This is a genomic window from Aureispira sp. CCB-E, assembly GCF_031326345.1.
Classification (GTDB): domain Bacteria; phylum Bacteroidota; class Bacteroidia; order Chitinophagales; family Saprospiraceae; genus Aureispira.
The window spans coordinates 3,878,588-3,905,334 of sequence record NZ_CP133671.1; the positions used below are offsets into that span (position 1 = coordinate 3,878,588).

Sequence of the window (26,747 nt, forward strand, 5' to 3'; positions counted from 1 at the left end):
TCTTTATCCTCTCCCAATAATTACGTCATTTTTTTTCGTTTAAGAAAGAAACCGAATCCACTCAAAAGAAGCAATGCTAAAACTCCATGGATCCAATAATCCTTTAATAAGCTGTGTTTTTTGACATAAATTGGGCTATTATCACCCAATGTAATAAAACTAGCCCAAAAGAACGGATGTGCCGTTTTATCACCTGCATGATCAATCCAAGCTAATTTAGCTTGGCGCAACGCTTGATCTTTTGGTAATCCTTCGGCTAAACCTTGGTATAATTTTTCTATCAAAAAAGGACCAGAACCATCGCTCAAGGGCCACAATGTCATCACAATGCTAGGTACTCCTGCATACATAAAACCACGCCCAATACTCATAACTCCTTCGCCTCGTTCATATTTGCCATATCCTGTTTCACAGGCACTAAGCACCACTAAATTGGCTTGCAAGTCGAGTAAATTAATCTCATAGGCATACAGTAAATCGTCTACTAAGCTATCCTTAGAGCCTTTTGTCAAAGCCATGCAAGAGTATTCTGGATTTCGTTTGTCTACAATCCCGTGCATAGCCATATGAATAATTGAAAATTCGTTGCTTTGAGCCAAGTGTTTAAAATTGGTTTCGTTAGCATCTTGGTCAACCAAGAATTTTCCGTGAAAGTGTTCTTCAAGCGCTTTGACTTCTTTTTTAGTTCCAGGAATAGGGTCTAAGCTACTTCTTAAATCGCCAGCACGAGTATCCCGAGCTTTTATGGTTGCTAGTTCTTGAGACGTCAAATCATAAGAAGCCGCCATCGCCAAAACTTTCCCATTGTTGGACAATTCAGGGTGGTAATACAACATCAAAGAAGTAGAGTATTGGTAATTGATTGTATAATCATTGATTAAATAATCTAGGGATTTAAAACTTGTTGTTTCTTGCTGATTGGGAAGTGTCTGTAGAAAAACTTCAAAGGGTAAATTAGCAAACTTGCCACTTGGGACAACAATAAGTTGTTGTTTGTTGGGAATCAAGACGGGAGCCAAATATTGTTGGTAAATAGAATGCGAATGACGACTAAATTTTTCTACTAAGCCATCATAATCGCTACTAATTTTGCCAATGTTTTTTAGCGAACGATAAAGAGCATTGGTTGTACGATTAAAGTTAGCTTCTTTAGGGATGCGTTTGATAAGAAAGTCTTCTTTTTGAATAGAAAATAGATAAATGCTACTATCACCAACAAAGTATTCAACTAACAAAGTACTATCGTTAATATAATCTTGAACCTGTTGAACGGTTGCAATTTGTGGCGCATATTTGAGTGCATAATACTTGGGATATTTTTGTTCAAACAAACGCTGAAGTGCTTCTATTTCTTGTCGAATTTGTAATATTTTAGGTCTAGAATGATTAATAATGGACGTATCTTTAGAGCTTTCAGCCTCAAAAAGCTGCTTTTCATAGGCTACTAAATTCTGAGCTAAAGTTGTTTCTTTTTCAATTAGGCTATCGGGAAGGTTGCCAAATTTTTTGGCCGTATTATTTTTTAGCGCACTCAAAAGTAAGACGCTTTTGCTTTGTTCAGAATAAAGAAAAGCTGTTGGATTATCCTTGGATTGAATGGCTAATTCAATGGCTAGTTCATAAGTAGGAATGGTTACTTGTGTGATAAATAACTTAGAATCTTCGCCATTAAAACTATTTTGCAGCTGATTAATAATAACAATAGCATGTTGAACAGTTTGATAGGCCCAATCTATTTTTCCTATTTGTTTGAATACTTTAGATTTTAATAAAACCAACTCCCACAATTCTCGCAAAAATGGTGTCTTCTCAGGATTGGGCAAGGCGTCAATCGCATCAATAGGGTAGTCGGAAATTAGATGTTGAATGGCTATTTGGCAGGCTTCTAGGCTCTTAGCCCAATGCGCCTGAGCATAATAATGATCCGCGATGGCATGGTGAATTTTGTATAAGTCATAGGGAATATCGGAGGGAACTTGATGCGCTTGCTCCAAGGCTTTATCAAATGCAAGTTTTGCCTTTTCAAATGCTCCTTTTTGAGTATAAATTCTTCCCAACCAAAGATTGGTCGTATAGTTATGATAAGGTGCACCATTGGGATGCGCAGGAAATGGATGGTTGTGCAAATGCTGATTGAACTCTAAATAGTACATAGCAGAATCTGGACGATTTAATTTGTAGTTGACTCTAGCAATGGCATGATTAGTATGTATCAGACTTTGAATTTTATTGCCAGTATCATCTCCTCTTTTTTGAAAACTTTTTAATGTTTTTTTATGTGATTTTTGATAGAACTGCAAGGCTAATCGCAAATAGTTTTTTTGCTCTTCAATCCAACCTAAATCATGAGGTAAACGCCCTTCTAAAACATCATTTTTTGTCGTTTGAGTGAGTATTTCTAAGTTCTTAAAATAAAGAGCAGCATTTTCAAAATCATTTTTTTGCAAATAAAGCATTCCCATACCTTGGTACAAAGCTAACTCCACCTGAGGAGTGAGGGGAGCAGATTCTGTTTTTTTATAAAATTTGGCAGCTTGTTCCAAATCACCTACCTGTCGATAATATGTTGCTAAAAGGTAATACGTTTGGCTGACTAAATAGGCTTTGTCGTCTGGAAGTTGATATTGTTCTAGAACGTTTAAAGCTTGTTGCAGTTGTTGTTGCATCGTCTTGTAGTCTTGAATGGAGTAATACCCTTGGCTAAGCATAATGCTACTATAAATGTAATCTGCCCAACGTTTTTCTTGCTTTAGCAATTCTTTTTCTGCTTCAACATAAGCCCTAGCAGCATTCGATTTGTTAACAATTTCATCGAGTATGTACGAATGTATTTCTCTACGAGTAGGATGTTCTATAGGCAACCTACGAGCATCTATGGCCGTTTTTATAAGAGCATTAAAGGTGGCTTCCCAGCCCTTCTTTCTATCCTTAAAGGTGTATTTGAGCTCTCTGGCAATAATAAAATCCGCAGCAAGAATGTCTTCAGGTTTGTTGTGAAATTGTAGGATTTCTTTTCCTTTTTGAACCAACTCTATCGCTTTTTTATGATCCCTTTTTTTTCCTTTTGCTCTTTTATAATAAAGACCATTGGCAATATATAAGCGTCCAATCCAATAACTAGTATCTGGTAACAAAGGAGTGAGTTGGTTTAAAGAAGCTTCTATAACAGGACCATTAAACTTGCTGGCTACGCCACAATTACACTGCTTGGTTGCGTAGTAAATGGTCTTTGCAATTTTATTCCAGTTTTTATCTTTTTCATAAAGCGCCAGTGCCTTTTGAAACATAGGAGTAGCTTCCTGAAATTTATCTTCTTTTTGAAGCGTTAATCCAGTTTTTAGAAAATCATCTGCGGATTGTGGCGGAGCATCTGGAGAAAGCAGTTGGTTGCTGTCTTGTTGGGCATAGTGGGGAAACGTAAGCCCAATAACTAGAATACTTATACTAAAGCATAGCAATGCCATAGATTTTGAAACGGATTTTAAAATCTGCATGATAAGAACGGTTGGTTTATAAAAAAAAGGGGAGAGGATAAACCTTCTAGTTTTGTTGCCTTTTAAAGATAGAAAAATTACTTGATTCTCTTGGATTTAGAAGATTAAAATACACATTTAATTGTTTGTTATAATTGCTCCAAGATTTTACACAGCGATTAGGGGGAACTAGGCATAAAAAAAACGCTGACTCCGAAGAATCAGCGTAAGTATATTATTAAGTTAGCTTATTAGCCTTTACAAATGAATGACTTCATCATAAGCAGCAGCAGCAGCTTCCATAACTGCTTCACTCATTGTTGGATGAGGATGTACCGATTTGATGATCTCCATTCCTGTCGTTTCTAGCTTGCGAGCAACAACAATTTCTGCCACCATTTCGGTAACATTAGCACCAACCATATGACAACCTAAAAACTCGCCATACTTTTTGTCAAAAATTACTTTTACAAAACCGTGGTTAGAGCCTGCTGCACTAGCTTTTCCTGATGCAGAGAAAGGAAACTTACCTACTCGTAGTTCGTAACCAGCTTCTTTAGCTTGTGCTTCGGTCATACCAACAGAAGCAATTTCAGGACTACAATAAGTACAACCAGGAATGTTGTTGTAGTCTATTTTTTCAGGATGGTGTCCAGCAATTTTTTCAACACAAGTGATGGCCTCTGCACTAGCAACGTGAGCTAGAGCTTGTGTTGCCAAAACGTCACCAATAGCATAAATCCCATCTACATTGGTTTTGTAAAAATCATCTACTTCAATGAAACCATGTTTGTTGGTTTTGACGCCCACTGTTTCCAAGCCAATGTTTTCTGTGTTAGGAACAACACCAACAGCAGAAAGAACCACATCACAATCTAAGACTTCTTCTTTTCCTGTTTTGTTGTGTTTAACAGTAACTTTACAACCTTTTCCTTTGGTATCAACATTAGTTACAGCAGAGCTAGTTTTTAATTGCATACCAGCTTTCTTGAAGATTTTTTTCATCTCCTTTGAGACATCGGCATCTTCTCTAGGCAAAATATTGTCCATGTATTCAACAATAGTAACTTCTGTTCCTAGCGTGTTGTAAAAGTAAGCGAATTCTACACCAATCGCACCAGATCCCATAACAACCATTTTCTTAGGAAGTTCTTCTAAGACCATTGCCTCACGGTAACCAATAACTTTCTTTTTGTCAATGTCAATACCAGGTAATTGGCGAGCACGACCACCTGTAGCAACAATAATATGCTTGGCACCATATTGTTTTGTGTTACCTTTATCATCAGTTACGGCTACCTTTTTGCCAGCCACTAATTTACCAGTACCCATCAAAACATCAATTTTGTTTTTACCCATCAAAAACTTGATCCCTTTACTCATTTTGTCCGCTACGCCACGAGAACGTTTTACAATAGCGCCAAAATCTGCTTTAGGATCAGCAGTTTCAATACCATAATCAGATGCATGATTGATGTATTCAAATACTTGCGCACTTTTAAGAAGTGCCTTGGTTGGAATACATCCCCAGTTTAAACAAATACCTCCCAACGACTCACGTTCAACAACAGCTGTTTTTAGTCCTAGTTGAGCTGCGCGAATAGCCGCAACATAACCACCTGGTCCAGATCCGATTACAATTACATCGTAGTTCATAATTTGAGTAAGTTTTATGTGTGAATAGTAGCGTAGTTTTAATTATTACAAAACCTGACGATAACTAAAACTACTGTCTCCATTTTTTTTGATTACTTTTATAGTATATTACTTTGTGAGAACCATATAGTAACAGCGTAGCTAACTTGCATCAATTTATTGTATGAATGCTGCGTAGCTGATTGAAAATATTTAAAGAGCTGGCAGCGAGTTTAATACAAAGGTGTTTTTTTGATTTTTTTTATAAAAAACAAAGGAAAGCTACACCATATTAATATTAGTACATCGCTAATATAATGTCAATAAGTCTCTATCTTGCCACAAAGGTACATTTTCTATTAATTAGTCGATTATTTGTAGCCTTATTTTTTTTAGAATCTCTTTTTTTTGTGCTAAAACGTAGATAAAAGGTTTGCTTAAATAATCGTTCAGAAAAAATATTAGATAAATACTTTGCAGGGCACTTAGCTACTTTAAGCCTTAAAACATCTGTTTAGTGAAAGTTTGGAATGCAACTAACCATGTTATTTTAATACTGAATGCTACTCCTTTTGCACAAGGAGGAGAAGGGTGTTTGTACAAAGTCCTTCAGCCTCAAGAATACGTTCACTTAGTCGCCAAGATTTATCATTCTAATAAGAGAACCAAGCAACGGCAACATAAGTTGCGATACTTGATAGAAAACCCACCTATTTTTGATAATAATACCCAAGGGCAATTAATTAGTTGGCCCGTTGCCATATTGGAAATGCAGCAACGTTTTGTTGGGTTTTTGATGCCAAAAGTCGAAGGCGAGTTGTTAGAGATTTTAGTAACACCCAAATTGCCAAGGCATCTCCCTACAAAATGGCAACGTTTTGAATTAGGAACAGAAGGAGCTTTAGCTTTGAGACAAAAAGTATGTTTTAACATTGCTGTTGCCTTGTATCATATTCATCAAACGGGAAAGTATGTAATGGTTGATTTGAAGCCTGATAATATTTTGATCCAATCCAATGGGCTGGTTGCTTTGGTAGATATGGATTCTATTGAAGTTATAAGAGGGGAGCAAATACTTTTTCCAGCAGCGATGGCAACCCCAGAATTTGCACCGCCAGAGTTCCATGCTTTGCAGCGTAGTTCTAAAGCATTGCCTATTAGTTGGGATGCCTTTAGTATGGCGGTTGTTTTTTATAAAATTTTATTGGGTATCCATCCATTTGCTGCTACGACCAAGGGACAATTTAAAGACGCTAATGGCTTGGGAGAAAAACTAAAACATGGTCTGTATGTACATAATCCCAATCAACAGACCTATTTTTCGGCAATACCTTCATTGCACAGAGCATTTGATCATTTTCCAATTGCTTTGCAATATTTATTTAATCTTTGTTTTATACAAGGGGTTAAAAATGAGCGTATGCGTCCTAGTGCTGAAGATTGGTGCTTGGTTTTTGGAAATGAACAAGGACAAGATGAAGAGTTAATGACTCCGTTAGGAGATGATGTTTTAAAAATATATGCCCCTATATTAAAAATTGAAAACATAGATTGGCTTACGAATTCTTTTGAATGCTTGTTTCATCCGTTGATTCAAGCTGCATTGCCTACGCTGTTGGATAAATTCAAGAAAGAACGGTATAACTGGTGGAAATCTATTAAACGATTTTGGAAACTAAGGTCAAATAAAGATTTCTTGAAAGTTGACAAGGACTTGGAATTTTTGACCAACTTATTTACTGAGACAGCTATTCCTGATCAGTGGAAAGTATTGCTTTTTCAAAAGATTCAAAAGGTTTTTGACGTATATCAATGCGAGCAACAGCGTTACAAAGTATTCAACGAATCTTACAAAAAAGAGTTTACTAGCCATCAAGAAGCTTGGAAAGCTTGCCAAATACTTTATCAAGAACAGTATCATCAATTGTCTAAAGCGTATCGAAAAAAGTGCGTAGAAATTCGGCAAAATCAAAATATACAACCTTTGTGGAAGGCTTTTATAGGAAAAACGGCAAGTCGTAAACAACGCTTTCTAGAGAATAAATATTTACCCACGCAGCAACAGGATTTAGAAGAAGGATATTTGCAACAAATTGCAACAATAGATGCTTGTTATCAGCCTAGATGGGAAGCACTAGAGAATACACACTATGAGATATTAAATCGAATAGACAATCTAATAAAACCGACTCGAAAAGTAGAAGAAAAGGCAAAAGAAGAAATTCGCTTTATAAGGGAACGCCAAGTCATTATTGATGCTATTAAAAATCAGAAAAACGTAGCAAAGAATACTTACGAACATCAAAAAAAAATACTTCATACCTCTGTCAAGCATTATATTGAGCAGTTGTATGAAATTGAAAATAGTGCTAATAATCAGATAAAGGTGCTACGGCAAAGTATTCGTCTTCGATTGTCAAAAATGGAAGATGACTTGTTAGCAAAGAAGGAGAGATACAATAAAACTTTATTAAATTTAGAAATGTCTTTTGTTAAAAACTGCTCTAGATCTATTGATTTGATCAAAAAGGAGGCAAAAAAACAGGATATTTTATAATTTCTAATGTAAATCGTTGAAAATGGCAACATTACTAAAAGAATTGAACCAAGAGCTCATAGAATTTATTAAAAAACAAAAACTATTTTTTGTAGGAACAGCAAGAAAAGAAGGACATGTCAATGTATCCCCAAAAGGGATGGATACGTTTCGAGTAATTGATGGGAAGCGTATTGTGTGGCTGAACTTGACGGGAAGTGGCAATGAAACGGCTGCGCATTTATTAGAAAATAGCCGAATGACTATTATGTTTTGTGCCTTTGAAGGCAAACCTCTTATCTTGCGCTTGTATGGTCAAGCAAAGGCTTATCATGAACGAGACGAAGTTTTTCATCAGTACATTGATTGTTTTCCCTCCGATGTAGGAACGCGTCAAATTATTGTGCTGGACCTAGATTTGGTGCAAACATCCTGTGGGTATGCGGTACCTTTGATGGATTTCAAAGAAGAAAGGAGCATTTTAAGAAATTGGGCAGAAAAAAAGGGAAGGGCAAAAATTAAAAGTTATTGGAAAGAAAAAAATACAACGAGTTTGGATGGTTTTGATACAGGTATATTTGAAGAAGAATAACGGTCATTATTTGGTAGATCGTTGTTACGATTTGAAGTTTGTTTCCTGCAAGCAAAAAAGCATTTTAGTAGTACTCTACTAAAATGCCGATTCTATTTAATACTGACTCGTTGAAACTACACTACAATGCAGCCAATTACAATAATAAAATAAATGGTTGATAAACTAGAAGGATTAGTTAGTCACTAATCCCATAGCCTTTTTTTCGATGATGTCTTTTGAAAGTTGAAGTGCAAATTCCAATTGTTCGGTAGGAGTGAGCAAGCTATTGTCAATCTCGATGGCATCTTCTGCTTGACAAAGAGGGCTATCTGCTCTAGTAGAGTCAATGTGATCACGTGTGCGTAGGTTTTTTTCTACTTCTTCAGGAGAAATATCTGTTATTCCCTTACTTTGCCATTCTGCTAACCTTCTGCGTGTCCGTTCTTCGATGGAAGCTGTTAGAAAGAGTTTTAGTTCGGCATCCTTAAAAACAACCGTTCCGATATCACGACCATCCATTGCGATCCCACCTTTGGCACCCATAGCTTGTTGAAGCTTAACCATAGCTTTGCGTACCGCAGAGATCGTGGCAACGGGGCTTACAAAGTTAGAAACGCGCATGGTTCTAATGGCATCTTCTACGTCTTCGCCATTTAAAAAAGTATGATTTTTACCTTCAATGTTTTCAAAGTGAATGTTAATATTTTGCAACGCTTCTTCTACCGAAGCTGGATTTTCAATGTCTATATTGTGATCTAAAAAATAAAGCGTAACAGCACGATACATAGCGCCAGAATCGACGTAAACATATCCTAATTTTTTGGCAAGTGCTTTAGCTAGTGTACTTTTGCCGCAGGCTGCGAAGCCGTCAACAGCAATCGTAATTTTAGAAGTTTCCATGAAAAGAGCTTTGTGATTTTTTGAGAAATGAAGCATTTCCTTAAACGATTATTCTTAATATCGTACACAAAAATAGCAATATTAGTTCGTTTTGTAGTGTAAGAGTTCGTTTTTTTTAAGATTTACTTTAGCAACGCCAACTGTTTTTCCAACCATTGAATACCTTTTTCTTTGCTTGTAAATAGTTTGGTAGGAACTTGTCTGGTGTTGAAACGAGATACAATGCTTAAGAAAATATTCCCAATCAATTTAGAAGGGTAAGAGTTGACCAAGAGAACTGTAGCAACGATAAATTCTACATCAGCATAATGTCGCAAGACTTCTTTTTTGATATAAGTATTTGAAACATGAATTAGAGTAGCTACAGTGTTGCCGTTGGCTGCTTTGTGGAGCGTATTTAAGTTATTCTCTACTTCCTCCAATGTCAAAACTCCCTGAACTTCTTTATTTATGGATATTTCCAAGATGGCATTAGGGTACGAGATAATAGTTATTTCTTTAGTTTTGTACCGCATATTGCTTTATTTTTTGGCTAACGAAAGTTGTTTTTCCAACCATTTAATAGCTTCTGAACGCTCTGCAAAAATCTTGGTAGGACGTTGGCTAGCATCCATCCGTTTTCTAAGTGTCAGAAATAAATTTCCTACCAACCTAGAGGCAAATGAATCTGCTATCAGAGCTGTAGCAACAATAGGAAGCCCTGTGTCGGTATATCGTTTTAGGACATCTTTTTTGACGTACATACCCGAAGAGTAAATTAAAGTAGCGCCAGGTTGATTGTTCAATGCTTTTTTCAACGCAGCTATATTATTATCAACTTCTTCCATAGTCAAGGTTCCATTATAACCTGGAGCAGGACGTAACTCTAGAATTCCGTTTGAATGCACTGCAACATGCATCTCTTTGGTGTTGTATTCCATCATATTTATATTTATTTGCCAACTTAGCAAAAGTTTACAAAAAGGGATATTCGTCTAGTAATAGTTTGTTGAAACCGCGTAATAGTAATACAATCAATTACATTGGCGATCTCAAGAGGTAAACTTTTTATTGTTTATCAATCATGCCACACTTATAAAGTTAAATAGTATAAATGTGCTTTGGGGGGTGAAAACAAAAGTAAGGAGTTAAATAATTGTTTTAAATACTTGCTACAAAAATTGCGCTGCTAATTGTTGAGTTCTTTTGTCAACCATTCTATAGCTTCTTGCTTTTTGCTAAAAATTTTAGAAGGTATATTTTCTTTTATGAAACGTTGTATTAGAGTTAGGTAAAGATTGCCAATCAATTTGGATGCAAAGGATTGAGTTAAAAAGGCTCGTGCTACAACATGTTTAGGAGGTTCTGTATATTGTTTTAGAACTTCTTTTTTGACATATTTTTCAGGAAAATGCAATATAATTCCTTTGGGTTTGCCTCCAATAACCTCATCTAAAATACGCAAATTTTCCTCCACTTCCTCTAAAACTAAATTGCCTTCAAAATCTTTTCGCATGGAAATTTCTATAATGTCATCGGGTCGGAGCTTGTATGTAAATTCTTTTGTATGATAATCCATCTATTTGTGAGGATTTCGAGTAGTTAATAATATTCTTTACACAAAATAAAAGGATGACTAAAAGATAAAATACGATTTTAAGAACGATATTTTATAAATTTAGCAGTCTTTTTATGATTTGTGCTGTATTAAAATTTGTTTTCTAAAACGAAGATAGACAAACTCTAAGGAAAATTTTAATGCTATTAGGCTTTAATTGAATAAATCGTTGTCTTTATGCAAAGAAAAAGAAATCATCTTTAATTTTTAGGTGCTGCTCTTTTAATATTGTTCGAATAGAGAATTGTGCATCAGGTTGAGCAATAGCGATGATCACTTGGGGTTGCTTTAAGTTGGAGAGCTCCTGCACGGGATACAACCGTTGGCCATAAATATCTTTGCCTATTTTATTACTGTTATTACAAATCCAAGTAAAAGAAACACGTTGGTCGATAAGCTTGTGGGCAATGGATTTTCCTTTTTTGCCAGCACCCCAGACTATCAATGGGCGGGTGCGATCATAGTCTAATGCTAAGAAATAGTCTAGCTTGATATCCAAAAAATTATTATCAGCATAATTAGGGTCATGTCTAGATGTGCGACCTTCTGAATCGCGCCAATAGTGCAATATATGATTAGAAGCCAAACAGGTTAAGCCTTGTTGATAAAATCGAAAACATAAATCGTAATCTTCGGGATATCGATCTGGCGCAAATGCTCCAGCAGCATCTAAATCTGTTTTGAATACCATCCAACAAGGAGAAGGAATGACACATTCTTTATAAATTTCTTGAAAATTACTTCCTTCCCGAGTAAGTTTGTTTAACCATTCGGCATAGCGTAAATAGCCATTTCCTAAAGCTTGTTCACTAAAATACTCTACTAAGCCAGTTGCCAAATGCCCAGGTCCTGCTTGATGGAGTTGAGCCTGTAATATTTCTATTTTTTTAGGAGGCATTTTGTCATCAGAGTCCATTCGAGTAACAAAAAAACCTTTGGAATATTGGTAAGCCATTCTCAGAGCAGCAATGATACCCTTGCCTTTATTTTGATAAACTTTTATTCGATGGTCTAATGATGCATACTTTTGTAAAATATACCAACTCTTGTCTATAGAATGGTCTTCAATGGCAATTAATTCCCAATTTTTATACGTTTGCTCTCGAATAGAATCCAAACATTCTTCCAAAAAAGGAGCTGTGTTGCGAACGGGCATTAAAATACTAACAAGGGATTCGTTCATGTCTATTGGTCGAATTTTAACAAACGAAGGTATTTAGAAGTTCGCCACAAGCCATCAACTGGATGGATATACAGGTAAAGCTTAAAAGGAGTTGCTTCTGCACTATATTCCAAAGCGCCATCTTTTAAGGGACCGTGTTTTTTGAACGTTCGCTGTGTAAAATGACCAATTAGTAAGTCATGAGCAATCTTATCACAAGCAGCAGTTGTTAAACGCTGTGGAGTTTGATAAATATTGTAAATATATTGAAAATTAACAAACCATAAAACCAACCACTGGGTATTTAAAAAAGGCTTTATTTCTTGTAGCTTTTCGTTGATCTCTTTTAGAACCTCTGTCTTTCGTTTTAAAAAACTCTCTTGGATATAAGATTCTAGTATAGATTGAATTCGTTCCTGTTTGGGGCAATCCTTTTTCCCTGCTAGTTCAACTAATGTCGGAATATATGTTGGATTATAGAAAGAAGAAGCTTCATCTTGATTCTTAAAATGTAGATTTTCATCATAAGCCCATTGATGTATGTTTTCAATTGTCACTTCCATAAATTCTTAACTATTTTCGTAATTGGTAATATCTAAAATCATCTCCCACAAATGTGTATAAGGGATAATTTCCAATTCATTGGGGGAGTTTCTATATTTGATGGAAGACTCTTTTAGACGATCTACGTATTTTTGGTGGACTCCAATTTTCTTGTAATCAAAATGTGCCTTTGCTAATTGTTGCAACAAACGGACAAACTGAGTAATTCTATAGTGCTCCTCTTGCTTTAATAAACGCGTAGAATACCCTTTTAGGCGCTCCACTCGTTCAAAAGCTTCTCCCAAGCGTTCTTCTTGTAGGAGAAATAGCACTTGAGCAATGACTAAAATTACAGTGAAAATACGTTGGTTTTTAGGGAAAATAATAGGCTCTTCCAAGAACCGTTTCACTTTAAATTGTTTGTAACGTTTGGGTTTCTCATTTTTGCTATCTGTTTGTATCCACAACAAGACACAAAGATAGACCTCAAATGCATTCCATTTATCTTGGTCTTCATTCGATATTTTTTTGAAACGTTTATCTTCATAAGCTCGCTCAAAAACATCGTGTGCGACAGAATATTCTTGACAGTGTATGGCTAGCAAGAGATAGTACTCGTAAAGCTGTAGCCAAATTTCGTTTTTTTCAAAAATTTTTAAATACGCTTCAGCTTGAATTTGTCCCTTTTCAAAATCTTTTAGATGAACTAAAGCCAATAACTTTTTCAACGCGATTTTAGCTAATTTGTCTTCTCGGTATAAATGGGGATGCTCCAAAACATATTGTTCTGCCGTCTCACAAGTTGAGTAAACATTGTGATAATCTTCTTGAACTTCATGAAAAGTAGCAAAGATCATGAATTGATTGTACAGAATAACAGGTGAAGGGTGGCTTTGCGACAATTCTAAAGATCGATCACAATAAGATTGTAATAATTCAATTTTATTAGGCGCTTTAGAGTTTGACTTTTTGCTATTGAGAATGGTTCGTTCGTATAACTCATCTGATTCTATTTCAGCTTGCAATATAGCTTGGTACTTTTGGCACAACGCATTGTATTCGTTGTATGATTTTTCGTCTTCTTGCTGCATTGCATGTGTACGAAGAATTCTAGATGCACTAACGATGATGTCTGAAAATTCAAATTTTAAAGCCGTACCAACGATACTTTTAGCCAACTGAGCAGCAGTGTCTTGTGCTTTGTTGGATAGCAATATCTTGACTAACGTCCAATCTTTATGACAACTATAATAAGCTCTGTTGTAGTTTGAACTAGATGCCTGATTAACATCTAAAAAAAACAATGTATTTAATAGACGTTTTTTGAATCTAGATTTTAATTGACGGTATTTGTCGTCAGTCGGCGTGCTCTTATAAAGGGCATGAGCGGCCTCTTGGTCACTTTTTAAATCCCCTTTCATTAAGAGTTCATAGAACTCATTAAACTTTGAATTTTTCTGTTTTAAAGAGTGGTCGTCAAATATTTCAATTTTTTTGACCTTTTTCTTTGTTACAATTTTTGAAATTTCGATTAGATGCTTCATCTGTTATTTTATTATCCCCAATAATAATAGTTCGCTAAAAGAATGCAGCAATAATGAATGCAGTTTTGTCCTTTCCCAAAGTAAAAAATGAATTTTGGATTCCCTTTTTAAACTGTTCAAATGAGCTGTAGCGAATGAAAAATTAGTAAACTATTACAATAAATATGCAGAAGAGTATTCCTTGATAAAACGTTGAGGGTGATGCAACCTTTGATTGTTTTTAGGATGCAATTCTACAACAGGTGATAGTAATATTGTATTATCATATTATCAATAAACGTAACTTTTCTTCTTGCTGTATGTCACATTTTGGCATAAATGTACTAATTAAAAAGATAAAAAAAAACATACGTGCATAAAAAAGCCCAATACCATTGATAGTATTGGGCAATATTAAATCTAAATTATTTCTTACAGAGAACCATCAGGAGTTTCTTCAACCTCTGGCATTTCAAATACATCTGTACCTGGAAATTCGTAGCCAATCATCAATTCAGTAGAGCCTAAGCTATGCTGCTGAAATGTGTTTAGAGCAACATCGAATCCCAACAAGACTGGAACACGCTTGTCGAATAAGACTTTGCACTGGAAGGATAAGAATGCGGGGTAGCGGTAGTATAGTCCTAAGGCTACTTGTTCGTTTAAAACATGCACCGTAACGCCTCCTTCAAATTGAGGAACGGCACCTTGAATGTATCTAAGCATAATAGAAGGCTCAATAATGATTTTTTTCTCAGGAAGCCTAATTTTGTATGCAGCAGATAGGTAGTAGTGGCGATAATATCTTCCAATTGGTTCACTATTGTTGGGGCGGAAGCTAAAATTGAGCACTCGTTGTCCTAGATTAGGGGCAGCAAAACCAACGGTTAAATTTTTTGTATATAAATACAAACCTACCTCTAAATCAATGCTCCAATTTCCTGGATCAGCATTCGCAACCGCTTGGTCATTGGGATCAATGAGTTGAATCATATCGGTACGGATAATATTGTGCGCTAAACGCCCCGAAAAACCAAGCGACAAAAATGTTTTTTTGCCTAATTTACGATGCACTGCCCCTGAAATTTTTCCTCCCCAACGAGAGCTAGGACCTGTAACATCCCCAAATAGCAGCCCCCCTAAACCGACCAACCAATCTCCATTCTTTTTGTCTCTCCATATGGTTCCTTGATAGGTCAACCCAAATGTTTGAGGCGCTCCAGGGAAGCGAACCCATTGCCAACGGTGAAATAAGTTTAGAGAATGGTTGCCTTTCGATCCCGCAACAGCAGGGTTGATTAAAAAAGGATTGCTATTGTATTGAGCAAACAGAGGGTCTTGTTGTGCATGAAGTGTATCAGTCGTACAAAGCAACAATACACCAAGACATATTATGATGAAATTTTTCATAATTGATATAGTTAAATAGTTGCTAATACCTTCATGGAAGGCATTAGCAACTTAAAATTATCGAATAATAGTGACTGTTCCTTTGTAAATTTTAGGCTCACTTAATTGTGGCTCATCTACAGAGATAACATAATAGTATGTCCCGTCAGGTACGTCTTGTCCTAGGTTTCTACCATCCCAAGTGCCATCGTAATTAACCGTTTCAAAGACAGGAAGTCCCCATCTATTGAATACTTGAACACGGTTGGTAAATAAATTCAAACAAGGAATTTCCCAGAAGTCATTAACTCCATCGCCATTAGGGGTAAATCCTGCATGGTGTGGAATACAACGCCCTACTTCGACAAGTACAGAATCCAAACTTGTACAGCCCAACGTATCTGCTACCGTCAGTACATAAGTTGTTGTACTCAATGGTTGAATCGTAGTAGTAGCTGCCGAAGGATCGTTTACATTGGCGGTTGGTGCCCAATTATACGTGTTGATATTTCCTGTACTGGCTGTTCCGTCTAAGGTTGCAAATTGTCCGAGTAACATACCTGGAGGAGTAATGGCATTGGCAACAGCATTAACAGAAGTAAATGTAGCTGACAGCATAGCCGTATCACATTGTAAGGCATCAAACACCATGACCGACCAAGCATCGCCATTCGTCAAGTTAAGCGTCAAGGTTCCAAAATTGCCATTCGAGTTGACCAAATAAGCGTTGGTTACTCCATTGATGGTAACATTGGCAATATAATCATCATTACCAGCTGTTAGAGCAGGCATACCACCTGTAATTTGAAGATTTAGAGTAGCATTGCCAATCGAATCACAAGAATAGTTGTATAAACCAGAACCATTATTAATACTTACCCCAACATAATTAGGATCGTTACAAATATCACCACAGTTCGTTGCATTCCAAAGGAAGTGGCCACTAATACTATCTACTCCACATTGACTGTTGTCAGTGACGACCACTAACCAATTATCTCCATCTTGAACATTGAAGGTATAATCAGTCGTGTCTCCAATTGTTCCTAGTACAGGAATTTGGTAACCAGAAGCACCAGGCGTAGAAGCACCAATAATAGTTACTAAGTAATTAGAACCATTGGCAGCAGGTTCACCACCACTTAAACGAATGGTTACATCCGCAGTTTTATCTGTAAAACAAACATAAGGCTCTACGTTAACAGCCAAATCAAGAGGATTGTAGTTAAAGGTACCTGTTGCTGTGTCTGCACAACCATTCTCATCCGAAACGACAACCGACCAAGTATCTCCATCAGCTATGTTAAAGCGATAAATTCCAACATTTTCTTGAGTTGTTCCATTCTGTCCTGCAATACTAGAACCTGTTGTGGTGACGGTAAATTGACCGCCATTGAAAGAAGGTGCTCCTCCCGTAATAAACAAAGTAACAACAGCATCACCGTTTGAACTACAGGTATAAACGCTGCTGTCAACAGGGTCTGGTAAAATTTGAACAGGCATCATGGTACAAATTGGACAATTAGACGTATCAAAGGTATAAATGTCTGTTAAGGTATCTGCACACATATTAATGTCAAAGACATCAAACGTCCAAGTATCACTATCATTTACTAAAAATGAGAAGTTTGCTGCTCCTCCAATGACACCATTTAATTGGGCATTTTGGAAGTTTTGCCCAAAGACAGTAGAGCCTGAAATATTGACCGTATAATTAGAGCCATCAATGGTAGGTTGACCACCGTTAACTGTAATTTGTACCAAAGCAGTACCATCCATATTACAATTATAACTAAAGGTACTAGTAATTGGATTTAAGGCACAATAATCAGGACAATTCATTAAGTTGTAATCAAATGTTCCTGATGTCGTATCTGGACAACCATTACTATCCAAAACAATGACCATCCAAGTGTCACCATCCATTACACTAAAGCTGAAAGGAGTAGCTGAAGGTGCTCCTGTGCCAGTTGTGGTATAGACACCATTTCCATTAGGAGTAGTTGATCCGCTTACCGTAGCCGTATAAGCCTCGCCAACGGTTGTACTTGGGGCGCCGCCATTTAAGAATATGGTTACCAAAGCCGAATCGCCACCAGGGTAACAAGTGTAAACGGAGCTGTCAATAGGGTCAGGAGTTACAAAAACAGGATTGTTGACACAAGGATCTAAACAAGGAGTAGCATCAACAATAGCTGTTTGGTTGCATCCCATTCCATCGGTAATAACTATGGTAAAGGTATCGGCAACTGGAATAGCGTATTGGTTGGTTAGCCCAGCTGCGGTTTGTCCCATAAGCACGGTATCGCCTGCTGTATTGGTAATCCAATAATCAAATAAACTTCCGTTATAACTAGGGAAACCACCTGTTGCACTAAAATCAATAATACAATTATTGGAATTATAATTCGTGGTTAAAATAATTTCGCTTAGGAAAACAAATGGAGCACCATTCTCAGAACTTGCACTAGGACAAGTTAAAGAACCCCAGGTTGCTGTTTCATCAGCCATAGGACCAACATAATGAACTGCATTTTGAGAAAATGGATGCGTACCATCATTCACCCAATAGTGTGGGCGAGCATAAACAGAGTCAATAAAAGTAAAGTTACCATTAATGATTGAATCAGGAATATTGACGCTATCTTGAACGATGTATCCAATATCCAAACAGTTGGCAATGTTTGTTGTTGAAACACCATTTCCATCTACCATGACACTAGGGAAAAGTGTATCACCAAAGCAGACAAAACCTGTATCGCTTGCCATAAAGTTAACGGTATCGCCCAAGACACTATATTGAGCATCCCCTGCATATACCTCAATTTCATTGATGTATTCAATAATGTATTGTCCTTCATCGCCAGGGTGTCCGCCATCTAATTGAATGGCATATACCGTCCCTGGAGTCAAGCAACAAAGCCCTACTATATCTCCATTAAAGCCTGTGGTACCACTAAATTCAGCTGTAATTTGTGGTGTTGCTTGTGTCCCATCAGTGGTATAGGTGGCTGGTTGCAAACCTCCATAACACAAACTATCTTGGAACAAAGGATAAATAGCATAATTTAGACTATCCAAACCGACATAAGCACGCAACTTAATTTCTACCACTCCTGATGGTGGTACGGTGAAATAGTGCCAAACGGTTTGATCAGCACGTGCTGCTGGATTGGGATTAGAAAAAGGTTCTCCTGCCAAGGTTTCAATACAAGCGTTGGTATTATCACCCGCTACTGCCGAAAATGGAATGGTTTGATTGGCTGGCTTAACAGGAACCTCAAATAGGGTATCTAGCATACTCAAGCATAAAATGTCGTTTGGTGGAGGGTTGTTGGCAGGGTCGGAAGTACTAGGGTCGTATACCCAAACCTCTGCTTCATCTGCTGTGGTAGCACCTTGAGGATCAACCATCCCATAATAGGTATAACCTGGTTCTAGGCATCGTTCCATGATGATAGCAGTTTTAGTGCCGCCTAAAATTCCTCCAATACCACCTTCTGCATCTGCAATTTGGGTTATATTAGAACAAAATAAATCAGCAGGAGTTCCTGCCCCAAAACGTGGGTCGGGAGCATACAAAGCTGTATTTTCATTTTCGTTGACTATGGCATTATCTATATCAGCTTCAAAGTAAATTCGACCACTATTGCCTACTGTAAATTGAACCCACATGCTGCCATCTAAGCCATTAGATAGGGTTGGAACATAGTCGTATGCTCTAAATTGTGTAGCATCTGTGCCATTGTATGGCGCTCCAATTTCTTGATCGTCAACAACAGAACTAGTAAGGTTTCCTCTATACAATTGTGTTGAAAAAGGTTGTCCACCAGCTTCTGTTCGAACAGTCGGAGATTGGGCATCAGCTGTTACGTCTATCCCTTGACAAGGGATGTCATGTCCTTGGTAAGGTGAGCCTCCCAAATCGTCTATGCGTAAACTAACATAACCTCGTTGATTACTTTGATCGGTTGTTAATTGAATGTAGTATGTTTCGCCTGCTATTAGGGCATGACCTGTTCTAATAGAAGGAAAGGCGTTACCGACACTTGAAAAATGAGCTGTAACCTTTTCATTGGGATTAATTAGGAAAACGTCATCATCATCTTCACCTATAAATGAAAGATAATCAAATTTAGATTTAATAGGATTTGTTCCTGTAAAACCAACCCAGTTGTTGTTGCCATGAATACAGCCATAGCCATCAGCAGCATGATATACCGCTAACTCATTTCCAAAATCAGTTGTATTTAAATCTGTTTCAATCTCTACCTGTCCACTAGAAGGAGCAACAAAGGAAAACCATGCAGAACCGTGGGTGGCTATAACATCATCTCCAACTCCTGTTGTCGGTTCACCAGATTCTGTTGTCAAGTTCCCACACCAAGCAAATTGTTGCGTTGTACTGTTAACAGGGATTTGTATGGCGTTGCAGATGTTATCCGCTACGGGAGTTACTGTTAATGGGAGGTGCTCAATGGTGAATGTGATTCGATATTCTTGAGGTGTATTGCAACGGTTTGAGCCAGTAGCAGTGTATGTTTGAGTTGAACTACTACCAATAGGAGGAAGAGTTAAAGAAACATTTTGCGTGCCTGTATTTCCTTCATTAAGAAAAGTACTATATGAGCCTGGGTCATCATTATCGTAACCAACCCAATCTATATTAAATGTGTTGGGAACTCCACAGGGATACTCTAAGTCAAATATAATTCCATTGGTAGGGTTAAATGTTATTCCATTGGGGCTGTTAGAAGTTCCTAAGTATGGTCCATTGTCATTATTTTTGTAAAAATGATTGGAACCTCCTCCTAGTTGTCCAGATGGAAGAGGGGCTAAATTTGGAACAGATGGATTATTGTTAGTATTCCCTTGACCATCATCAACTTTTGCCTCCCAGACAAAATCACTTGCCCCAATTTCTAGCGGGATGCCTAATATGGTTGTAGTACAGTAACTATTATTGACAACTTCTAGTTCTGTTACAGTTATCCTCACAGTTCCCTGCCCCCAACTCGTATAGCCAATCGAGCAAAAGAACAGACAACAGAGTAAGAGTTGCAGTTTTTTGTAAGTAGTTTTTATCATACTTAAAATAAGTTTGTATTAAAAAAGGTTATTTTTTTAAGGATTGTATGCAATTTTAAGTTTTGTTCATCGAACCTCTAAAATTAGGAAATTTTTAACGCTTTGAAAATATTTAATAATAATTCTTTTCTCTACTGCTAGGTTAAAATAAGTTTTAAAAGCACTAAATGTTTGGTTCTGTGTGGTCAAAAACCTAAAAAGCCCTTAAACAGGTAAGTGCTTAAGGGCTCCATTTTTTGAAAAAGAAATTTTATTTCATTAAAACAATTCGTTTGGTAATCAATTCTTGATTAATCATCATTTCGACAAAATAGACACCAGTTTGTTGGCTGCTCAAGTTGATGTCAAAACTATTTTGAGAGGTTTGGGTATTAATTTCTTGCACTTTTCTACCCGTTACATCATAAATAGTAATGTACTCTATTTGATTGTTTGCTAGGTCGCTCTTGATTTCTAAGGTTACCTTTCCTGTGGTTGGATTGGGGTGTAGCTTAGTTGACAAGTTTGAGTTAGTAATAATCTCAGTTGTAGCCAAAGTTTGATGATTACCTATGGTAGTGACATCATTTTGTCCATTTATGCTATTACTAGAAACATTAGAACGTAAATAACTGCCTGTTGTACCATCTATTTTACTGATGAATCCATCTACTACATCTTGATTTCCACCAATACCACCTATGAGGTTATTAGAATTGATTGTTGTCATACCTTGAAGATAGAATGGACTATAAATATTTCCAAAATTATCTGTTTCTATATCTAAGTGACGAAGCGCAAATTCTGTGCTTGTAGAAGGAGTAGAAACTGTAAGAGAAGTATTAGGAAGAACCCATTGCATAGTGCCTGTATTGTTGAAATTTAAAAGGAATGTTCCCTGATATTTATCATAGACAGGATAGGCACTCATAGAAGTATAATTTATAGTTGTACCATGAAAATCAATATTAGGGGAATATTGTGGATTAGCAGAATTAGGATTCCCAAGGTAGAAACTACCACTAATTAAATAATTACTATTATTAATTTTTAGTTGACAAGCATGGGGTATATTTCCTATGGAGCTACTTGTAGTAGATGGTAGTGCAATAGGTCTTACCCAGTTTAAACTCCCATCAAATGTATTGATTCTTAATAAATGCGTACCAAAATTTTGCATGTAGGGTTGTGGACCATTAGAATTGATAGCACCACTTGGAAGAAGAATTCCTAGATGTGTACTTCCTTCACATTCTATATCAAATTCAAAATCTGATGCCTCTAAGTAGCCAATGTCTATTTTATCACTACCATAAATTTCTGCCCAAATTTCGTTACCCAAATTGTCATATTTTAAGACAAATAAATCAATATCTGCATTTGATGAAGAGGGAGGTCCTTCATTGAGATTAGTTGTAATATTACCAATTATTGAACTGTTGAAAGAGAAACTTGAATTTGTATAACCTATTATGTATGAATTGCCAAGCATATCAATACTCAATTTTCCCGAAAAAGTTGCGACATTATTTAGTGTTTTAACCCAAGTGTTAGAACTTAAGTTGCCATAATCAGTATAGGCTGATAGATAAGTAGTTCCACCAGATAAACCTCCTCCAAAACCCAAACAGGCACTACAAAAAGGACCATTATTATTATAGTTGACAGTAGTAATTGGAGTTGTATTAAATAAAATAGAATTGGGAGCAGAACCGAATAGTGTTCCAACAATAAATACTTCCTCGTTAGTTCCATTATAATAAGTCTCAATATCTGTTACCCAATCTTCACCAACGCCACCTTCTGTCTTTACCCATACGGGGGTTCCTGTAGCATCATATTTAATAATAGCAATATCTGCATCTCCTTGGCTAGTGTAAGTTGTTCCATTAATTGTAAAAGAACCTAAAAAAGAAAAGGCGACATAAATATCTCCATTGTGTCCAACCTCTACATCTGGAACTGTTCTTAAATCTAATAAATTACAAGCAGGAATTTCTACTGCCCATTCGAAGCCACAGGAACTGTATTTTACTAAGAATGGGCTAAACAGGCTAGAGCAAGTATGGCTCTTAACGAGCGTATTCGTGTTTGTTCCTTCTGTAAAGTCAATATCATTACTAAAAATACCGACACTGTAAATTTCATGATTATTACTAATTGCTGTAGCAGTAAAAATAGTAGCATCTGTATGTGCTGCATTTTCGGCTTCTATTGGGAAACTAGTCGTACTAGCCCCAATAACAGTTAACAAAGGACTACAAGCGGACGGTAAATTGCAAGTATTATCAGCAGAAATTATCTCAGCACAAACCTGCGCATCTCCACAAGGACCAGAGACACTAATAGGAATGGCACTAATGGTATATTGTCCTCCTGCTGGAATGCTAGGAATTGTAGTGGTAGTTAGAACATAATTAAGACCTAAAGAGTAAGGTCCCATTGGCAATTCGACAACGACATTTTGAGCAGCATTGTTGCCTGTATTAGAAACAACTATGTCAGCTGTGAAATTATTCCCAATACTTACGTTTCCTGATACAGAAGGCACAACAGCAAGAGCTAATGTTGTATTTCCTGTAATGTTGATGTCCATAGTTAGATTGGAAGAAGCGCTAATACAAGCCGTCCCTCCTGTAGCATCCAAAACAATACGTTGCGTGCTAGGTGTGCTAGCTCCAACAGGAATTTCGACTTCTAATTGAACTAAAGTGCAAAGTGGATTTCCTCCAGTGCCTAAGTCTAAACCTGTAATTTGACCGTTGTTGAAATCTAAAGTATTGGTGTACAATAATCCACTCCCCAATGGCAACGGAGCGTTTAAGTTAAGATTAGACACAGGGGCATCAGAACATATATCGTATTCTATGATTACTTTATTACCTGGACAAGGGGTGCCTATGATAGAGGAGTTGATGGTTAGTTGAGGTTGAGGATCAATTTTTTCAATGACCATTTCGTCCAAGAGTATGTAGGACGAAGCACAAGTTGTTGAACCACCCTGTGGGACGGGACTTGTACCTAGAACAGGATGAAATACGGCATGTTGAACATTGGGTGTATTTACATGAAAATCTAAACTGTATTGTTTCCAAGTGTATACTCCAGGAGGATTATTAGAAGGGTTGTTTAGAATGATGCCTTTATTTAAAGCAGCAGTATAGGCTGAGCAGTTGGGAGACTGTGCAAAGACATAATAAAAAGAGGGACAAATAGGAGTTGGGGAATATGGTGCATGAACAGGGTCATAGAAATTATTCACTCCGTTAATACACGGTGGGGCATCACTTAATATCATTCTTAGATGCACATCTACACAGGAAGTAAATGCCCAAAAAGTAAGTCGATAGTTATCTGTTCCTGCGGTAGAAACATCTAGTGGTGTTGCTAAAGGTAAGTAAATTTGGTCATAGATTGGATAAGCCGAAGCTGTAGTATTCATGCCAATATAACTGGTCTTATTGGGGTAGTTAACAGGAAGTGGAGCTTGCAAAGGTCCAGGGGCAGAAGGCGTAGCACCAATGCATTGGTATATTTTTGGGTTTAAATTAATTCCCCCGATAGGTGCATTGGTGTTTGTATTAAAACGAATGAGTTCCGTTGTAATTGGAAAAGGAGTAACACTACCAAATAAAGGCGTTCCAGAATCGTTATATGTACTCAAAAAATCATCCCAAATACCAACAGTAGTACCATTTTGTGCCCCAACAATATTTTCAAAATCACCAAAACAAAGCAAATTACAACTGTTAGCAGGTAAATCACAAGTGGGGAATGGTGGTGCTGTAACTTGAATAAATATTAAAGCATTAGAACCATTGTTTCCATTAGCGCAAGTTGGGTGATATTGAATAATAGCTGTACCCCAAAAGTTAGGATCAGCTGTAAAGTCGAAACTAGAAGTGGTTACATTGGTAAATGTTCCAAAACTACTTAATAAGGTTGTCAAATTATAAGAACCACCTATGTTGTTATCATTGGCTAAAAAGTCATTTGCATTGATGGTAACTGTTCCTCCTGGAGCTACAGAAATCGTAGTAGTTAAATCATCATTAATGCCTGCAACAGCACAAGGGAAGCTGCAACTAACATAAGTTTGGTAGGGAATGTTATTATTGGGAGTTCCTACACTTGAATTTCCATATACCCCACTTAACTGATACCCAATATCACAGAGCGTACTATATTCTGCTTGACTAGGAGCACGTTGCATTTCTCCTGCTGGTATACAAGCATTCATAATATATCCATTATTGGAAGCACAAGCTAGATAATTACTTGCATTACAATTGAAATGACTTAATATCGAGAAATTCCAAGGAGAAGGTAAATATACTTGTTGATTGGTATTTACATTACCATTAAATTTCACATCAGCAGTACAGCTTGTACTCCCAATAAAATTACTTGTTGGATTTAATATACCTGTAGATGGGTCAATATAAGGATTGCCAGCAGCATCTTCTAAGTAAGTATCATATCTATTGTATACTTGTGTACCATTAATTATACTTAAATTATTTGTAGCATCTATTAAAGAATAGAAACCTAAAAGATGTAAGGATTCGTGTAACAAAGTAGAATATAAATCAGTTTGATTGTTAGGAGCTATACTAGTCCAGTTATTGTTGTTAAGAAAAAAGTTTGGTAACTCAAAATCAACACGCATTGAACCATGAAAAGAGTTGGTATTCCAGCCTGGTGTATTGGCAAGAGCATTAGTTCCAGAAGTAATGGTTTTATAAACTAAACCATCGATTGTCCCTACGTTATAAGTCGTAACTAAATAAGGACCTGCTACAGCAAGAATACCCGAGTCTAGTTCATCAATAGGAGCCCTTTCTAAAGGAGCTTTACCTTCGGATTTTTTTACTTGAATTTTAACTAAATTGTTTGTTAATGTTCCTGATGGATTTACTAAAACAGATAAGTCTTCAAAAACTCGACAAGCAACAGCTCGTCTATCTGCCCCTAAAGTTGGATCGTCAAAGCCATAGTCTCTGTTATAAAATACATCTTCAAAGTAAAGTTCAAAAATTCCACAACCACAAGAGGAATTAGTGCTTCCTGTAGATCTTAGTTGGCTAGGAATTGTAACGTCATTGGGGAGATATCGATTTCCAAAACGATCATACATTTTTATGGTTGGAAATGGACTAGGAATCAATTCCGAATTTTCCCAGTCTTCTAGTGCTTGAATTTGCGGAGATGTAAATTTTTCTTCTCCACAATAAGAAAAATTATTATCTGTTACTTCGATGACTGTACTATAATAAGCAGAACAACCACTTTTATTCGTAGCTTTTAAACCAACAATATAAACGCCGATAGCAAAGGAATATTGTAAATCTTGATTAGAAGTAATTACTTGGTTATCTATGCTCCATTCGTATGAAATAGCATTGGTTGATGTATTAGTGAAGTTTACCCATTGAGCTGCAAGAGGATTAGAATTAGAGACATTAAAATCGGCTTTTGTTCCACAACAAGATTCCAAACACTCATTAGAACTCCAAAGAGGATCTTGATTATCACTCCTAAAACCGTTCCCTAAATAAGCATGATGTTTAATACTAGCGACATCATGAAAAAACTGCCCTGCGTTTTCCTCGATATTCCACAAAGCTAGCAAATCACTACTTGAGGAAGGAATACATTTATGATTCCAGTCAAAAATTTCTTCATCTATTCGAGCATTTTTCCAAAAGCGAATTTCTTCAATGTAACCATTAAAAGGTTGGTGTGTACTAGAACCATCATCACCAATAATTAGGTTTTCAGTTGTATTGATATCACTAGTGTTTTTTCCTAGTGGATACGCTTTGTCATCTATAAACAAAGTGATGTTATTTTCTAAACGCCGTAGACCAACTGAATGACATCCTTTATCTTCAAAAACTGAGGTGTTAACCTCGTATTTGTTTTTGCCAATTTCTGCAATTACTTTCATGCCGTCATGTGTGTTAATCATTAAGGCAAAGCCATTAGTGGCTAAATTTCTTTTGGAAATAATAGTTAACATCGGTTTTTCTAAAGCAACATCTCTAACTATCGCTTCTATCGTGAAATCGTGGGTTGAAAGGTTAAAATCACTGTGGTGATAAACAGTTGCTTTGTCATCTACACCATCAAAATTAGCTGCTGCTTGAGCAACAACTAAGTGGGAAGATAATAGTAACAGCAGTAAAGTCAAAATTAAAGCTTTAAACATAATTGGCTTTTTAATGAATAGGTAAAATATATTAAAGGACAAATATACGGCTTTAAAAGCATGAAAAAATTAATAATTGTAAAAGGAACAAATTACCTAATGAAGGGTACAAGTTATCTAATGAAAGGTATATATCA

General features: G+C 36.6%; 14 protein-coding genes. 2 read left to right on the forward strand and 12 right to left on the reverse strand.

Annotation, left to right across the window (positions count from 1 at the left end):
* Positions 1-20 precede the first annotated feature (20 nt).
* The gene (locus QP953_RS15090; RefSeq protein WP_309551601.1) at positions 21-3,494 is read right to left on the reverse strand and encodes a CHAT domain-containing tetratricopeptide repeat protein; all 3,474 of its coding nucleotides are present in this window, start codon (positions 3,492-3,494) and stop codon (positions 21-23) included.
* A 237-nt stretch (positions 3,495-3,731) separates the two neighbouring features.
* Positions 3,732-5,129 (reverse strand): dihydrolipoyl dehydrogenase, encoded by a 1,398-nt coding sequence (gene lpdA / locus QP953_RS15095; RefSeq protein WP_052598782.1) that lies wholly within the window; start codon positions 5,127-5,129, stop codon positions 3,732-3,734.
* 496 nt (positions 5,130-5,625) lie between these two features.
* On the opposite strand from lpdA, the gene QP953_RS15100 reads away from it, so the two are divergent.
* Together QP953_RS15100 and QP953_RS15105 are read left to right on the forward strand one after the other, a co-directional pair.
* Positions 5,626-7,665: a protein kinase domain-containing protein gene (locus tag QP953_RS15100; protein WP_309551602.1), complete on the forward strand. Its 2,040-nt coding sequence runs from the start codon at positions 5,626-5,628 to the stop codon at positions 7,663-7,665.
* A gap of 22 nt (positions 7,666-7,687) precedes the next feature.
* Complete coding sequence (locus tag QP953_RS15105; RefSeq protein WP_309551604.1) at positions 7,688-8,236, forward strand: pyridoxamine 5'-phosphate oxidase family protein; 549 nt, start codon at positions 7,688-7,690, stop codon at positions 8,234-8,236.
* A 174-nt stretch (positions 8,237-8,410) separates the two neighbouring features.
* Here the strand turns inward: QP953_RS15105 and cmk are convergent, their stop codons facing one another.
* The 10 genes from cmk to QP953_RS15155 all read right to left on the reverse strand — a co-directional run bounded on the left by cmk (position 8,411) and on the right by QP953_RS15155 (position 26,610).
* Positions 8,411-9,118, reverse strand: a complete 708-nt coding sequence (cmk, locus tag QP953_RS15110; protein ID WP_052598779.1) for a (d)CMP kinase — start codon at positions 9,116-9,118, stop codon at positions 8,411-8,413.
* 122 nt (positions 9,119-9,240) lie between these two features.
* Positions 9,241-9,633: a hypothetical protein gene (locus tag QP953_RS15115; protein ID WP_052598778.1), complete on the reverse strand. Its 393-nt coding sequence runs from the start codon at positions 9,631-9,633 to the stop codon at positions 9,241-9,243.
* A 6-nt stretch (positions 9,634-9,639) separates the two neighbouring features.
* Positions 9,640-10,041, reverse strand: a complete 402-nt coding sequence (locus tag QP953_RS15120; protein WP_156039844.1) for a hypothetical protein — start codon at positions 10,039-10,041, stop codon at positions 9,640-9,642.
* A 245-nt stretch (positions 10,042-10,286) separates the two neighbouring features.
* Positions 10,287-10,676, reverse strand: a complete 390-nt coding sequence (locus QP953_RS15125; protein ID WP_052598776.1) for a hypothetical protein — start codon at positions 10,674-10,676, stop codon at positions 10,287-10,289.
* Between the two features lie 214 nt (positions 10,677-10,890).
* Positions 10,891-11,898 (reverse strand): glycosyltransferase family 2 protein, encoded by a 1,008-nt coding sequence (locus QP953_RS15130; RefSeq protein ID WP_052598775.1) that lies wholly within the window; start codon positions 11,896-11,898, stop codon positions 10,891-10,893.
* Positions 11,899-11,900: 2 nt separating this feature from the next.
* Positions 11,901-12,440 carry a hypothetical protein gene (locus tag QP953_RS15135; RefSeq protein ID WP_309551606.1) on the reverse strand — a complete coding sequence of 180 codons (540 nt, stop codon included), beginning with the start codon at positions 12,438-12,440 and terminating at the stop codon, positions 11,901-11,903.
* A gap of 6 nt (positions 12,441-12,446) precedes the next feature.
* Positions 12,447-13,964 carry a hypothetical protein gene (locus tag QP953_RS15140; RefSeq protein WP_309551608.1) on the reverse strand — a complete coding sequence of 506 codons (1,518 nt, stop codon included), beginning with the start codon at positions 13,962-13,964 and terminating at the stop codon, positions 12,447-12,449.
* A 411-nt stretch (positions 13,965-14,375) separates the two neighbouring features.
* Positions 14,376-15,353, reverse strand: a complete 978-nt coding sequence (locus tag QP953_RS15145) for a PorP/SprF family type IX secretion system membrane protein (RefSeq protein WP_052598772.1) — start codon at positions 15,351-15,353, stop codon at positions 14,376-14,378.
* A 57-nt stretch (positions 15,354-15,410) separates the two neighbouring features.
* Positions 15,411-20,420, reverse strand: coding sequence for a gliding motility-associated C-terminal domain-containing protein (locus tag QP953_RS15150; RefSeq protein WP_309551610.1), 5,010 nt, complete (start codon positions 20,418-20,420; stop codon positions 15,411-15,413).
* Between the two features lie 250 nt (positions 20,421-20,670).
* Positions 20,671-26,610, reverse strand: a complete 5,940-nt coding sequence (locus QP953_RS15155) for a T9SS type A sorting domain-containing protein (protein WP_309551611.1) — start codon at positions 26,608-26,610, stop codon at positions 20,671-20,673.
* Positions 26,611-26,747 lie beyond the last annotated feature (137 nt).

Bases quoted from the DNA above. Each gene is read 5' to 3' on its own strand.
- QP953_RS15150 (WP_309551610.1), bottom strand. From the start codon at position 20,420: ATGATAAAAACTACTTACAAAAAACTGCAACTCTTACTCTGTTGTCTG.
- QP953_RS15125 (WP_052598776.1), bottom strand. From the start codon at position 10,676: ATGGATTATCATACAAAAGAATTTACATACAAGCTCCGACCCGATGAC.
- QP953_RS15135 (WP_309551606.1), bottom strand. From the start codon at position 12,440: ATGGAAGTGACAATTGAAAACATACATCAATGGGCTTATGATGAAAAT.
- QP953_RS15105 (WP_309551604.1), top strand. From the start codon at position 7,688: ATGGCAACATTACTAAAAGAATTGAACCAAGAGCTCATAGAATTTATT.
- QP953_RS15115 (WP_052598778.1), bottom strand. From the start codon at position 9,633: ATGCGGTACAAAACTAAAGAAATAACTATTATCTCGTACCCTAATGCC.
- QP953_RS15130 (WP_052598775.1), bottom strand. From the start codon at position 11,898: ATGAACGAATCCCTTGTTAGTATTTTAATGCCCGTTCGCAACACAGCT.
- QP953_RS15090 (WP_309551601.1), bottom strand. From the start codon at position 3,494: ATGCAGATTTTAAAATCCGTTTCAAAATCTATGGCATTGCTATGCTTT.
- QP953_RS15140 (WP_309551608.1), bottom strand. From the start codon at position 13,964: ATGAAGCATCTAATCGAAATTTCAAAAATTGTAACAAAGAAAAAGGTC.
- cmk (WP_052598779.1), bottom strand. From the start codon at position 9,118: ATGGAAACTTCTAAAATTACGATTGCTGTTGACGGCTTCGCAGCCTGC.
- QP953_RS15145 (WP_052598772.1), bottom strand. From the start codon at position 15,353: ATGAAAAATTTCATCATAATATGTCTTGGTGTATTGTTGCTTTGTACG.
- QP953_RS15155 (WP_309551611.1), bottom strand. From the start codon at position 26,610: ATGTTTAAAGCTTTAATTTTGACTTTACTGCTGTTACTATTATCTTCC.
- QP953_RS15120 (WP_156039844.1), bottom strand. From the start codon at position 10,041: ATGATGGAATACAACACCAAAGAGATGCATGTTGCAGTGCATTCAAAC.
- lpdA (WP_052598782.1), bottom strand. From the start codon at position 5,129: ATGAACTACGATGTAATTGTAATCGGATCTGGACCAGGTGGTTATGTT.